At 69.9% G+C, this 12,907-nt stretch carries 13 protein-coding genes and 1 tRNA gene; 8 read left to right on the plus strand and 6 right to left on the minus strand.

Annotated elements, in window-relative coordinates; genetic code table 11:
* Positions 1-70: 70 nt before the first annotated feature.
* The gene (locus ACYVIO_RS17745; protein WP_460651882.1) at positions 71-1,024 is read right to left on the minus strand and encodes a LysR family transcriptional regulator; all 954 of its coding nucleotides are present in this window, start codon (positions 1,022-1,024) and stop codon (positions 71-73) included.
* A gap of 209 nt (positions 1,025-1,233) precedes the next feature.
* Here ACYVIO_RS17745 and ACYVIO_RS17750 point away from each other — a divergent pair, with 209 nt between their 5' ends.
* Entirely contained in the window at positions 1,234-2,004 is a 771-nt protein-coding gene (locus ACYVIO_RS17750; RefSeq protein ID WP_460651883.1) for an alpha/beta fold hydrolase, read from the plus strand.
* 12 nt (positions 2,005-2,016) lie between these two features.
* Here ACYVIO_RS17750 and ACYVIO_RS17755 read toward each other — a convergent pair whose 3' ends face one another.
* Positions 2,017-2,400 carry a winged helix-turn-helix transcriptional regulator gene (locus tag ACYVIO_RS17755; protein ID WP_460651884.1) on the minus strand — a complete coding sequence of 128 codons (384 nt, stop codon included), beginning with the start codon at positions 2,398-2,400 and terminating at the stop codon, positions 2,017-2,019.
* Positions 2,401-2,485: 85 nt separating this feature from the next.
* Between ACYVIO_RS17755 and ACYVIO_RS17760 the strand changes: the two genes are divergently transcribed.
* The 3 genes from ACYVIO_RS17760 to ACYVIO_RS17770 are packed head-to-tail and all read left to right on the plus strand — an operon-like array spanning position 2,486 to position 4,921.
* A complete protein-coding gene (locus tag ACYVIO_RS17760; protein ID WP_460651885.1) occupies positions 2,486-2,875 on the plus strand; it encodes a nuclear transport factor 2 family protein in 390 nt (129 codons plus the stop codon).
* Positions 2,876-2,935: 60 nt separating this feature from the next.
* A complete protein-coding gene (locus tag ACYVIO_RS17765) occupies positions 2,936-4,312 on the plus strand; it encodes an NB-ARC domain-containing protein (protein WP_460651886.1) in 1,377 nt (458 codons plus the stop codon).
* Positions 4,313-4,324: 12 nt separating this feature from the next.
* Positions 4,325-4,921, plus strand: coding sequence for a dihydrofolate reductase family protein (locus tag ACYVIO_RS17770; protein ID WP_460651887.1), 597 nt, complete (start codon positions 4,325-4,327; stop codon positions 4,919-4,921).
* Here ACYVIO_RS17770 and ACYVIO_RS17775 read toward each other — a convergent pair.
* A complete protein-coding gene (locus ACYVIO_RS17775) occupies positions 4,887-5,585 on the minus strand; it encodes a winged helix-turn-helix transcriptional regulator (protein ID WP_460651888.1) in 699 nt (232 codons plus the stop codon). The two genes, ACYVIO_RS17770 and ACYVIO_RS17775, sit on opposite strands and share 35 nt — an antisense overlap.
* A 112-nt stretch (positions 5,586-5,697) precedes the next feature.
* Between ACYVIO_RS17775 and ACYVIO_RS17780 the strand changes: the two genes are divergently transcribed.
* On the plus strand, positions 5,698-6,555 hold the full coding sequence (locus ACYVIO_RS17780) for a class I SAM-dependent methyltransferase (protein WP_460651889.1): 858 nt from the start codon (positions 5,698-5,700) through the stop codon (positions 6,553-6,555).
* 46 nt (positions 6,556-6,601) lie between these two features.
* Here the strand turns inward: ACYVIO_RS17780 and ACYVIO_RS17785 are convergent, their stop codons facing one another.
* Together ACYVIO_RS17785 and ACYVIO_RS17790 are read right to left on the minus strand one after the other, a co-directional pair.
* Positions 6,602-6,829 (minus strand): hypothetical protein, encoded by a 228-nt coding sequence (locus tag ACYVIO_RS17785; protein WP_184793264.1) that lies wholly within the window; start codon positions 6,827-6,829, stop codon positions 6,602-6,604.
* A 129-nt stretch (positions 6,830-6,958) separates the two neighbouring features.
* Positions 6,959-8,176 carry a serine hydrolase domain-containing protein gene (locus tag ACYVIO_RS17790; RefSeq protein WP_460651890.1) on the minus strand — a complete coding sequence of 406 codons (1,218 nt, stop codon included), beginning with the start codon at positions 8,174-8,176 and terminating at the stop codon, positions 6,959-6,961.
* 171 nt (positions 8,177-8,347) lie between these two features.
* Here ACYVIO_RS17790 and ACYVIO_RS17795 point away from each other — a divergent pair, with 171 nt between their 5' ends.
* Both ACYVIO_RS17795 and ACYVIO_RS17800 read left to right on the plus strand, forming a co-directional pair.
* A complete protein-coding gene (locus ACYVIO_RS17795; protein ID WP_460651891.1) occupies positions 8,348-8,749 on the plus strand; it encodes a hypothetical protein in 402 nt (133 codons plus the stop codon).
* Positions 8,736-10,670: a caspase, EACC1-associated type gene (locus ACYVIO_RS17800; protein WP_460651892.1), complete on the plus strand. Its 1,935-nt coding sequence runs from the start codon at positions 8,736-8,738 to the stop codon at positions 10,668-10,670. The genes ACYVIO_RS17795 and ACYVIO_RS17800 overlap by 14 nt, the downstream gene beginning before the upstream one ends.
* A 150-nt stretch (positions 10,671-10,820) precedes the next feature.
* Here the strand turns inward: ACYVIO_RS17800 and ACYVIO_RS17805 are convergent.
* Positions 10,821-10,897, minus strand: a tRNA-Arg gene (locus tag ACYVIO_RS17805).
* Between the two features lie 191 nt (positions 10,898-11,088).
* On the opposite strand from ACYVIO_RS17805, the gene ACYVIO_RS17810 reads away from it, so the two are divergent.
* Positions 11,089-12,762, plus strand: a complete 1,674-nt coding sequence (locus ACYVIO_RS17810) for a PrsW family intramembrane metalloprotease (RefSeq protein WP_460651893.1) — start codon at positions 11,089-11,091, stop codon at positions 12,760-12,762.
* Positions 12,763-12,907 lie beyond the last annotated feature (145 nt).

A 12,907-nucleotide genomic window follows, 5' to 3' on the forward strand; every position in this document is an offset into this window, starting at 1 on the left:
TCCCCTTCAGCCTGGCGGTGACAGCGTCGCCAGGTCCAAGACTTGCTCGCTATGTCGGGATAGTGGGCAACTATCCGGCCAGCTCCGGCGAATAGCCGGAACCCATCAGGTGCACGTCCAGCAGTTCGTCGAGAGCGGTGTGTACGCCGGCCTGCCGTGCGACGTCGAGCAGTGCGCGAGCGAGCACCGGCTCAGGGCTGCGGGCGGCGATCACCAGTCCCACCCGCGGGCCGTGCGCCGGACTCTTCAGCGGTACGACGCGCATCCCGTCCGGTACGCCGAACATGTGCAGCCAGGCGTGCGAGATGACGGTCGACCAGTGGTTGCCGTGCAGGTGGCTGTAGAGCCCGGAGACGGTGTCGCTCTCGATCGCGGGCTCGGCGCTGACGCCGTCGTCGGTGAAGTAGCCGTTCATGATCCGGCGGTTGCGCATCTGCGGCGAGAGCAGGCACAGCGGCTGCTCGGCGACCTGCGCCCAGGTGGCGACCGGCAGGTTGGCCAGCTCGCTCTCCTGCGGCGTGAGCAGCAGGTAGCGCTCCTCGTACAAGGGCGTCTTGCGCACGCTGCCGAGGGTGTCGTCGTCCAGGTAAGTCATCGCGACGTCGAGCTCGAAGCCGGCCAGCTTCTGGGTGATGTCGCGGGACGACAGCGACTCCAGCGTCACCCGGGCCTGGTCGTGCCGCTCGCAGAACGGCGTCGTCAGCAGGGAGACGACCGGCATCGCGGTCGGGATCGCGCCGAGCCGCAGCGTGCCGGTGAGGCCGCCGCGCATCACCGACAGCTCGTGCCGGAGGGCGTCGCGTTCGGCGAGGATGCGCTGGGCCCAGAGCAGGACGCGATCGCCCTCGGGGGTGAGGCCTTCGAAGCGGCGGCCGCGGCGCACGATCGGGACGTCGAGCTCCTGCTCGAGCTTGCGAATGGCGGCCGACAGCGACGGCTGCGAGACGTAGCAGGCGTCGGCGGCCCGGGCGAAGTGGCGTTCCCGGGCGAGGGCGACGAGGTACTCGAGCTGGCGGAGCAACATGGATCAGCCTCGTTCCGGCCGGACGGAATACCGATCGCTTGTATACATAATCCAGTATTACACGCAGGTGAAGTGGGCTGGAAGACCGAGGATGCCGCCGAGTGAGCGGGTAATGTGACCTGGATCACACCTCGTGCGATGTCTGCCCGGCAGCACTCTGTACGACGCGTTGGTACAGGCACCAGTCAGGCGACGCAAAGGACAGCGACATGGACAAGGTCATCTCCTCCGACGGCACCGAGATCGCGTACGACATGGTTGGCTCCGGCCCCGCTCTGGTCCTGGTGGCCGGCGCGATGACCAACCGTTCGTCGTACGGGCCGAGGGCGGCTGTGCTCGGTGAGCACTTCACGGTTGTCACCTACGACCGGCGGGGACGCGGCGACTCGGGCGATCAGCCGGAGTACGCGGTCGAGCGGGAGGTCGAGGACCTGGAGGCGGTCCGGGCGGCCACCGGTGCGACGTACGGGTCCGCTGATTCCTCGGGGGTGATGGTGCTGCTCCGGGCGGCCGCGGCCGGATCGTCGTTCGACAAGCTGTCGATCATGGAGCCGCCGTTCCGCGTGGAGGGCGCGCCGCCGGTCCCGCACCGGTACCTCGAGCGGTTGCAGGAGTTCGTCGCGGCGGGCAATCCCGGCGGAGCCGCGGAGCTGTTCATGGTCGAGGCGGTGGGGCAGCCGCAGGAGATGGTCGACGAGATGAAGTCCGCGCCGTTCTGGGCGGGGCTCGAGGCGATCGCGCCGACGCTGGTCTACGACGCGCTGCAGCTGGACGGCGAGCTGCCGAAGGATCTGCTCGCGACGGTCGCGCAGCCAACGCTGGCGATCCACAGTACGTCCAGCCCGGACTGGCTTCAGCGGGCTACGGCGGCGGCTGCTGAGGCGCTGCCGAACAGCACGCTGGTCGGGCTCGAGGGGAGCTTCCACGATGTCGCGCCGGAGGTGCTGGCGCAGGCGTTGGTGAAGCACTTCTTGGGATAGTCACAGGTTTGGTTAGCGGTCGTCGTACGCGTCTCTGGCCGCGAGGACCTCGGGAATGTGCTGCTCGGCCCAGCGGACCAGGATGCTGACGGGCTCGATCAGGGTGCGGCCGAGCGCAGTGAGTTCGTACTCGACGCGCGGCGGGATCTCGGCGTACGCCGTGCGCGTCAGCATGCCGTCGCGTTCGAGGTCGCGCAGGGTCTCGGTGAGGACCTTGCCGCTGACGCCGTCGAGGGCGGTCCGCAGGTCGCCGAAGCGCTGCGGGCCGTCGGCGAGCACGGTGACGACCATCGCGGTCCACTTGTTGGCGATCCTGGCCAGCGAGGTGCGGGACGGGCAGGTCCGGTACAGGACGCTCCAGTCGCGGCCGGGCGGCGGTTCGTACTTCGTTGCCATGATCTCCATTAGTTACGTTGAGGTTATTGGTCACTAATCGTAAGTATTGGAGCCAGCAACAGCAAACGAGCCGAGGGAGAGCACGATGAGCGACGCCGTGAAGATCGTCCAGGAGTACTTCGACGCGCTGGCCGCCAAGGACTTCGCCAAGGTCGGCGGGTACCTGGCCGACGGGATCGTCTGGCACCAGCCGGGCGCCAACCAGCTGTCCGGGGTGAAGGAGGGCGCCGGCGCGGTGAACGCGATGATCGGCCGGATGATGGAGATCAGTCAGGGCAGCTTCGAGCTCGTGCTGACCGCCCCGCCGATGGGCAACGGCGACCTGGTGGCCGCGAGCATCCACTTCAGCGCGCGCCGCGAGGGTGCGGTGCTGGACCAGGACGGCGTCGACCTGCTGAAGGTCGCCGACGGACAGATCGTCGAGGCCTGGCTGTTCTCGTCCGACCAGCCGGGTGAAGACAACTTCTGGGGCTGAACTTTTTCGGTACGGCGGGCGTCCAACCTCGGCTGACCAGTCCTTGCCGGGGAGGTTGAGGTGCGCGTTCTTGCCGTGGGCTCGCCCCCGGATCCGGGGGAGGCGGGCACGCTCGCGGAGTTGGTCGAGCGGTTGCGGGCGCTGAAGGTCTGGGCCGGCGACCCGTCGTACGACGTGATCACGACGCGGATCAACGCTGCCTGGCAGGCCGACGGGAAGCCCGCGGGCGAGCTGGCTCGCCGTACGACGGTCGCCGACTGCTTCCGGCAGGGACGCCGCCGGGTGAACACCGAGCTGGTCGCCGCCATCGTCAGGGCCCTGCACCCGGACCCGGGTGCGATGGCGCACTGGCGGCAGGCGCTGCGGGTGATCACCGGTGAGGTCGAGGCGGCGGCGCAGGTCCGGGTGCAGGACGAGCTGCCGGGCCAGCTGGCCGAGTTCACCGGGCGTACGGCGGAGCTGGACCGGCTGGCCAAGCTGCTGACCCGTCCGGAGCCGGTGGCGATCGTGGGGATGGCTGGAGTCGGCAAGAGCCAGCTGGCGACGCGGACCGGGCATCTGCTGCGGGGGACGGTCGAGCGGGTGCTGTTCGTGAACCTGCGGGGCTTCCACGCGGACGAGAGCCAGCCGCCTGCCGAGCCGGGCGCCGTACTGGACGGCTTCCTCCGGCTGCTCGGCGTACCGGGTCACAAGGTGCCGCACGGACTCGTCGAGCGAGCTGAGCTCTACCGGCAGCGGCTGCAGGACCGCAGCACGCTGGTGATCCTGGACAACGCGGCCGACGAACTGCAGATCGAGTACCTGCTGCCGGCTGTGCCCAGCAGCCGCACTCTGGTCACCAGCAGGCGTGATCTGAACTTCCGGAGCTCTGTCACGGTCGACAGCTTCAGTCCGGCCGAAGCAGCCGAGTACCTGGCGCTCGCTGTGCCAGGTGTCGAGGTCGGCTCGGACCCGGACGCTGCCGAGCGCATTGCTCGCCGGTGCGGACACCTGCCGCTGGCACTCGGTCTGGTGGCCGGCCACATGCGGAGCATGGCTGGCTGGACCCTGACCGATCACGCGGACCGGCTGGACGAGCGGCACGGCGACCGGCGGCTCGACACCGAGGTGACGCTGGCGCTCGACCTGTCGTACCGGCGGCTGCCGGACGGGCTGCAGCGGCTGCTGCGGTTGCTGGCTCTGCATCCCGGGCTGGACTTCGACCTGTACGACGCTGCCGCGCTGGGTGATCTGGATCCTGATGGGGCCTCGTCGGCCTTGGAGGAGCTGCGCCGGAACCACTTGCTGGAGGCCGCTGGGCCTGGTCGCTACAGGTACCACAGTCTCGTGCTGGCGTACGCCCACCTGCGGGCGGCCGATCTGGACCCGCCACGGCTCCGGCGGGCTGCGCTCGGGCGTCTTTCGGCCGCTTCCGGGACGGCCGTAAAGAAGTCGTAAGCGGGTCGGGCGATGCTTCTCGACATCAACTCGATCCGTTCGAAAGGCACTCCGATGCGCAAGCTCAAGCTCCAGGTCCAGACCACCGTCGACGGCTTCATGGCCGGCCCGAACCACGAGATGGACTGGATGCGCTTTCCCTGGACCGACGACCTGAGCGCGTACGTCGACGCGCTGACCACGCCGGTCGACACGATCGTGCTCGGCCGCAAGCTGGCCGAGGGCTTCATCCCGGCCTGGGCCTCGCGCCCGGAGCACGAGGACGAGGCGTCGATCGACTGGATGAACAACACCCCCAAGGTGGTCGTCAGCCAGAGCCTGACCGAGTCGCCGTGGGACAACGCCGTCGTCGCGAACGACCTGGTCAAGGCCGTCACCGAGCTCAAGTCCCGGCCGGGCGGCGACCTGATCGCGTACGGCGGCAGCACGCTGGTCACCGGGCTGATCGCCGAGGGCCTGGTCGACGACATCTACCTCTTCGTCAACCCGACCGCGATCGGCGCCGGGCTGCCGGTGTTCCCGGTCGGTGCTCAGCCGCTGGAGCTGGTCGAGGCCGTCGGGTTCGAGTGCGGGATCACGGCACTGCACTTCGTACCGCAGAAGGCCTAGCCCGTACGGCGGGAGCGAACGGGCTCCACAGGAACCAGGTCGGCAGCGCACGCAGGAGACGAGGCGGCCCTGCCAGTACGACACTGCCCTCAGCTGTCGCCTGGGCCAGCGTGACGATGCCGGCGAAGACGCGCATCAGCGCGACCGGCTCGGTGGTGATGACGACGTCGGACACGAAGCCCGGGTGCTCGGTGCAGACCGAGGCCTCCCGCTGGTCGAGGACCAGCCAGATCCGTGTCGGGTCGTCGCCGCGGTAGTCGAACTCGATGTTCACGCGCTGACTGGGCAGCTCCTGCTCGTCGATCCGGCGCGACATCCACCACGTCAGCGTGACCGGGTCGACCTCGCGCGGCTCCGGCTCGGTGAACATCCACCGCACGGCCCACTCGCCGATCGCCATGATCACCGTCTCGAGATCGCGGCCGGCGGGGGTGAGCTGGTACTCGTGACCGCGCGCGACCGGTACGCGGTCCAGCACGCCCTTGCGCTCCAGATGTTCGAGGCGCTGCTTGAGCAGTGTGCGCGAGATGCCGGGCAGGCCGCGGTCGATGTCGTTGAACCGGCGGCTGCCGAGGACGAGCTCGCGCACGATCAGCGGCATCCACCGATCGGCGAGCACAGCGCTGGCCAGTGCCACCGGGCAGTACTGGGCGTACTCGCGCATGGCTCATTGTGCGCTCGGTCCAGGCTTTGTACCACTGAGGTCCAGAAGCTGTACTAGGAGCGGCGTTCTCGTTGCTGGTGGTCTGGAACCCTCATCGAACAAGGGGGACATCATGACCGTCGCATTCGACCCGATCGTGTTCAAGAGGACCACGCGGGCCCAGTGGGAGGACGCCGCCGAGGCGTGGCACCGGTGGGGACCGGCGATCGAGAACTGGCTGGGCGACGCCACCGCGACCATGCTGGAGGCGGCACAGGTCGGCGAGGGGGATCACGTTCTCGACGTCGCCGCCGGTGCGGGCGGGCAGACCGTGGCCGCTGCGCGGTTGGCCGGACCCAGCGGTCGGGTGCTGGCGACCGACATCTCGCCGGCGATTCTTGCGTACGCCGCCGAGGAGGCCGCGCGGGCCGGCGTACGGACTGTCGAGACTCTCGAGGCGGACGGCGAGGACCTGTCGGCGCTCGCGGAAGGCAGCTTCGACGCGGCGATCTCGCGGGTCGGGCTGATCTACTTCCCGGACCAGCAGGCCGCGCTGCGCGGCATCCACCGGGCGCTGCGCCCAGGTGGCCGGCTGTCCGCAGTGGTCTACTCCACGCCGGACCGCAACGGCTTCTTCTCGGTTCCCGTCGGCATCATCCGCCGCCGGGCCGAACTACCGCCGCCGCTGCCCGGTCAGCCAGGGCCGTTCAGCCTCGGGGCGCCCGGCGCCGCCGAGCAGGCCTTCACCGACGCGGGCTTCCGGGACGTCACGGTCGCGACGGTCGTGTCGCCGGTGCGGATGGCCACGGCGGCGGACTGCGTGCGCTTCGAGCGCGAGTCGTTCGGGGCGCTGCACCAGATGCTCTCCCGGCTCGACGAGGCCGGGCGAGCCGAGGCGTGGCAGGAGATCACCGAGCAGCTCACGCAGTACCAGACGCAGGCCGGCTTCGTCGGCCCGTGCGAGATGCTGGTCGTCACGGGGACACGCTGACGTCGGCGCCGGCCTTCCGCGGAAGGCCGGTCAGCCGTGAGTCAGGTCAGAGAACGTGCAGCTTGTCGAAGGGGGCGAGGACCCGGAGCAGCTTGCCGCCGCCCAGATCGACCACCACCGCGTGCGTACCCTCGACGGCGCTGATCCGGCCCATCCCCTCCTTGTCGTGGGAGACCCGGTCGCCCTCCTCGAACGTCTTGATCGGCTTGGGTTCCCTGGGCTTGAAGGGACTCGTGGACAGGTGACGACGCGTCGTCGCGCGAGAAGGCTCCATCAGACCTCAAGTATGCGCCTCTTTGCCCGGTCGCGTCTCGGTCGGGCTCGGGAGACGTCGAAAGGTTATTCGCAGTCAGTGACAGCGCGATCACTGTCGGTGTCGCCGGGCAGGGCTTCGTCGTACGGCTCAGTCGGTGAGGGCCGCGTAGACCGCTGCGCGGAGTTCACGGCGGATCGGATAGCTGGCGGACGGGCGGAGCTGGGTGAGGAAGACGACGACCAGGTCGTCGGCGGGGGAGACGAAGAAGGCGGTGGAGGCGGCGCCGCCCCAGAAGTACTCGCCGGGAGTGCCGACGGTCTGCGCGACCGTCGGATCGAGCAGTACTCCGAACCCGAGGCCGAAGCCCTGCCCGGCGCGCTTGGTCTCGCCGCCGGTGTCGGCCATCGCGACGAGGTCCTTGCCGCCGGGGAGGTGGTTGGTGGTCATGAAGTCGACCGTCCGCGGGCCGAGGACGCGGACGCCGTCGAGGGTGCCGCGGTTCGCGAGCATGCGGGCGAAGCGCAGGTAGTCGCCCGCGGTCGAGACGAGCCCCGCGACGCCGGAGAGGAAGGACCGCGGCTGGGCGTAGGCGCTGGTGCGTGGGTCGTCGGCCAGCTCGTACGACGGGTCCTTGGAGGTGTAGCCGGCCGCGAAGCGATCGATGGTTGCCTCGGGCACCGAAAAGCCGGTGTCGGGCATCTGCAGCGGCTGGAAGATCCTTTGGTCGAGGTACTCGTCGAGCGGCCGTCCGTCGATGACCTCGATCAGCCGGCCGACCAGGTCGGTGGAGATCCCGTAGATCCACCGCGCCCCGGGATCGGCCTGCAACGGGATCCCCGCGAGCAGCCCCGGCAGGTCGGCCAGCGTGTGCGTCGAGTCCATCCCCGACAGTCCGGCCCGCCGGTACAGCTCGCTCACCGGGCCTCGCCCGTTGAGCGCCGCCAGCCCGGACGTGTGCATCAGCAGGTCCCGCACGGTCATCGCCCGGGTCGGTTCGCGTACGTCGTACCGGTCGGCATCCCCGCCGGCGAACACCTTCAACTCGGCCAACTCAGGCAGGTACCGCGCGACCGGATCGTCGAGCTGGAACCGGCCCTCCTCGTACAGCTGCATCAGACCGAGGCTCACGACCGGCTTGGTCATCGAGAAGATCCGGAAGATCGTGTCGTCGCGCATCGGCAGTCCGCGCTCGGCGTCCATCGAGCCTTGGGCCTCGAAGTGCACCACTCGGTCCCGCCGCGCGACGACGCAGACCGCTCCGGCGTACCGGCCGCTGTCGACGTACCGGCGTACGAGCGCGGACACCCGCTCCAGTCCCGCGGCCGAAACGCCTACGCTCTCCGGTTCCACGTCGACGCGGCCCATGGCGACTCCTGTAGCGATCGTTTCTGAATCAGCTTTGATGAGGCGAACGTTACAGTGTGAGAGGGGTTCTGGGGAGCTTCCGTCCACTTCACGGGAGGGTGATCGAGGAGCACAATACGTAGCAGCGGAGGCGCAGTGGGGTGACTGTTCCGCGACGACGGAGGTGGGGCGTTGGACGCCGAAGTGACGCTGTCACTGAGCGAGCCGGGGGAGTCGGGAGAGCGGCTGGAGGCAGCCGGCGATCTGTTGCGCGAGGAGCTTCTGGCGCTGGACGTGACCGCTGTGCGTGCTGTGCCGGTCGGTGCTGCTCCGGAGGGCACGCGTGGGCTCGACGCGATGGCGGTCGGCGCGATGCTGGTGAGCCTTCCGGCGACGCCGCCGCTGCTGGCGGCCGTGGTCGACGTGGCGCGCGGCTGGATCCGGCGTTCCGACGGCCGGTCCGTGAAGATCGAGATCGACGGGGACTCGCTCGAGCTCGGCCAGGTGAGCGCCGACGAGCAGACCCGCCTGATCGAGGACTGGCTGCGCCGGCGCGGTCCTGGTGGGGAGAGCGGCGGCGGTGGGGACTCGTAGGGCGCTGGTCGTAGCGAACGACGAGTACCGCGATCCCGGACTGCAGAGCCTGCGGAGCCCGGCCACCGACGCGGCCGCGCTCGCGGAGGTGCTCGGCGACCCGGACATCGGCCAGTTCGACCTCAACGTGGTCCGGAACGCGAACGTCCAGGAACTGCGCGAACAGCTGGACCGGTTCTTCGGTACGGCGAGCCGCGACGACGAGCTGCTGGTCCACTTCTCCTGCCACGGGCTGAAGGACGACGCCAACGACCTGTACCTCGCGGCCAGCGACACCCGCCCGGGGCTGCTCGCCTCCACCGGCCTGCCGGCCGACTTCATCGCCCGCCGGATGCGGGCCAGCCGTGCCCGCAGCGTCGCGCTACTCCTGGACTGTTGCTACGGCGGCGCCTTCGAGCGCGGCATGCTCGCCAGGGCCGCCGGGGAAGTCTCGGTTCTCGACTCGTTCGGCCCGGGCCAGCTCGCCGAGGGGTCCGGCCGGGTCGTGATCACGGCGTCGAGCGCCGTTGAGTACGCCTTCGAGGGCAACCACCTGGCCGACAGCGGCGAGACCTCGCCGTCGGTGTTCACCTCAGCCATCGTCGAGGGCATCGGCACCGGTGAGGCGGACACGGGTGGGACGGGCCGGATCGGTGTTCACGAGCTGTTCGCGTACGCCGAGGAGCACGTCCGCCGGACGAATCCGCGGCAGACGCCGCATTTGTGGTCGTTCGGCACGCGGGGCGACATCCTGGTGGCGCGTACTCCGCTGCGCCGGGTGGTCCCGGCGGCTTTGCCGGTTGCGGTCCAGACTGCGCTGGCTGGTGATCGGATCAGCCGGTTGGGTGCTGTGCATGAGTTGTCGCAGCTGCTTGGTCGCGAGGACCCGACGGTGGTGCTGGCCGCCGTACAGGCTCTTGGGTTCCTCGTCGACGACGACAGCCGGTCGCTGTCCGAGGCGGCGTCGAGTGCGCTGGGTCGGGTCACGCTTACTGCTTCGCCGGCTGTGCTGGAGGTGCCGGTGGGGGAGCAGGTGGAGGTGGAGCTCGACGGGTCGGCTCTTGCGGTGGCTGCTCGGGTCACTGCTGCGCCGGATTGGGCGCATGTTCGTCAGATCGGTAGTCGGTTGCTGATCACCGGCTCGCCGGATGGGACCAGCACGGGCACGGTTGCTGTCGAGGGGCCGACTGGGTCGGTCGAGATCGCGCTGACGGTCACAGTGCCGGAGCCGGAGCCGGTGGTGGAGCCCGAGCCGGAGCCGGTGGTGGTGCCGGAGCCGACGTCGCGGCCCGAGCTGGATCCTGTCGTGGCCTCCGGGCCCACTCCTCAAGTGGTGCCGGATGCTGCAGCGGGGGCCGAGTCGGCCCCGCGAGCCGAGTTCGAGGCGGCCGCGACGCCGGAGGCGATCACGGCACCAGGCACGGAGCCGACGTCCGCCGCTGGCAGACGGACGGAGGCAGAGCCTGCGCCGGTCGGGCTCCTGTCCACCTTCGCAGCGGCGGACGCTCCGGCGTCACCGCGAGAGGTCTCGGACAGGCCGTCTGCGAGTACGGCGACCAGGGTGTGCTGGGGGATCGCGGGCGGGCTGCTGCTGTTGGGCTTCGGTCTTCCGATGGACGGCGACGGTCTCGACCAGATCATCTCCGACGACTCGGCGGGCGACTTCCAGCCGCCACTCACGGCCGTCTGGGCAGTCGTGGTGCTGCTGGCGGGCGGCCTGCTGATCGCCGGCGCCGCACGCTGGCGCGCACGGGGATCGGTGACGGCGCTCGGCATCGTGGCGTCCGTTCTCGCCGCGGGCGCCGGCGTACTGGCCATCGCCGCCGCGATGTCGGACGAGCCCGCGGCCGGGACCTTCGCCGCCCTGACCGCCGTCGCTCTCGCGATCGCGGGCACCGTGATCGCCGCCTGGCCGCGCAGGACCGAGCCCACGCCGCAGTAGCCGGGCAGGACAGAGGCGATACCGCGGTAGCCGCGGCGGACCGAGCTGACGCCGCCTGGCCGCGCGGGACAAGCCGAGGCAGTAGTAGCCGCGCAGGACAGCGCCGAGGCCGCCTGGCCGTGCAGGGGCGAGGCCACGCGGTAGCCGCGGTGGCGCGCCCGGCAGGATTCGAACCTGCGACCAACGGATTAGAAGTCCGACGCTCTATCCAGCTGAGCTACGGGCGCATGTGCCGGTGGCACGGGGAAGAGTGTCTCAGATCGGGGGCCGATCACGCTCGTGGGTTCCCCGGTGCGGCGTGACGGGGCGTACGCCGTACGGGAACAGCGGGTGGAGAAGTACAGGCCTGTCGTTCCATCCCGGTAACGCCGAGTGGCCGGTTCTGCCGTGCTGACTGGACTCCAACTAGGCTGCGGGCATGAGTTACCCCTCAGGAGGCCCTGCCGACGCGCCGCAACCGGTGGCGACCGGCACGGTCGGCGCGCCGTACCCGCAGCCGAACACGCTCGGACCGCACCCGGTCCCGGGGCAGCGGCGCAACCGGGGCCTGCTGATCGGCATCGTCATCGCGGTCGTGTTCGCGATCGCCGGGCTGCTGATCTTCGGCATCGTGGCCAAGTCGGTCGGCTCGACCGGCTTCGCCTGGGGGATGGGGCTCGCGTTCGTCCCGATCGTGATCATCATCCCGCTGTACCTGTGGCTGGACCGCTACGAGCCGGAGCCGCTCAAGTACCTCGTGTTCGCGCTCTGCTGGGGCGCGTTCATCGCGACCCTGGCCGCGATCTTCATCAACACCCGCGCCGCGGACCTGCTGCACGAGACGACCAGCGGCGGCAACCGGGCCGCGGTCTTCGTCGCGCCGCCGGTCGAGGAGTTCGCCAAGGGCTCGGTGATCCTGCTGCTGGCGCTGGTGCGGAAGAAGGAGTTCGACGGGATCATCGACGGACTCGTGTACGCCGGCATGGTCGGCATCGGGTTCGCCTTCACCGAGAACATCCTCTACTTCGGCCGGATCTTCGACCAGCTGTCCGAGGAGGGCGGCAACGAGGCCGGCGTCAAGGGCGTCATCGGGCTGTTCGTCCTGCGCGGGCTGATCACACCGTTCGCCCATCCACTCTTCACCTCCTGTACGGCGATCGGCATCGGCATCGCCGTACGACATCGAAGTACGGCGGTCCGCTTCCTCGCGCCCGTGGTCGGGTATCTGACCGCGGTGCTGCTGCACGGCCTGTGGAACGGCGGTGCGAGCTGGGCGGGCGGCAGCGGCTTCCTGACCGTGTACCTGTTCCTGATGGCGCCGCTGTTCATCGCGATGGTGGTGTTCGCGCTGGTGATGCGGTCCCGCGAGGGACAGATGATCGCGTCCAGGCTTTACGACTACGTGCGCTTCGGCTGGATGAACGGCCAGGACGTCCCACTGATCGCGACGCTGCGCGGCCGCAAGGCACTGCGCCAGAACGCGAAGCGGTACGGACCGCAGGCCGAGGCCGCCGCGAAGGCGTTCCAGCACACCGCGACCGAGCTCGCGTACCTGCGCGACAAGATCGTCCGCCAGGTGATCGGCGCCGACGCGCTGGACAGCGAGAAGAAGCTCCTGGACGAGCTGCGGGCGCGGAGGCCTTCTGTTCCGTTCCCGCCGATGCCTGCTTTTGCTACGGCCGTGCCTGCGTTCGCGCCGGCTGGGCCGGGGGCGCCGTACGGCGGTGCGCCTGGTCCGCAGCAGGGTCCTGGGTACGGCGGGCCGCAGCAGGGTGGACCTGGATATGGCGGTGGACCGGCGTACCCGGGTGGACCTCAGCAGCACCCGGGCGGGCCGCAGCAGGCGGCGTATCCGGGTGGGCCTGGGTACCAGGGTGGGGCGGCGCAGCAGAACGGGGCACCGTACCAGCCGCAGGACGCACCTCGGGGGCCGGAGCAGGGCGGTGGTCCGGGGGCTCCTGGAGGACAACAGCCGGGTGGTTATCCGGACGGTCAGCAGGCGTATCCGCCGGGGCAACCCGGCTACCCAGCGGGCCGACCCGGTTACCCACCGGGACCCACTGGAACCCCGGGACCGCCGGGAGGATACGGTCCCTATCCACCGTCGCAGTGACTTGCCCCCCGTCCACGCCGCCACACGGGATGAAGATGACTTTGCTTCTGCGCTGTCCGACCGGGCACTCTGTGCTCGTGGACGGACACCGTGGCTGACATCAGGTCAGCAGCTGGTGAGGGTTCGGAGCGCTCGGATGAGCCGC

The sequence above is a fragment of the Kribbella endophytica genome (genome assembly GCF_054781295.1).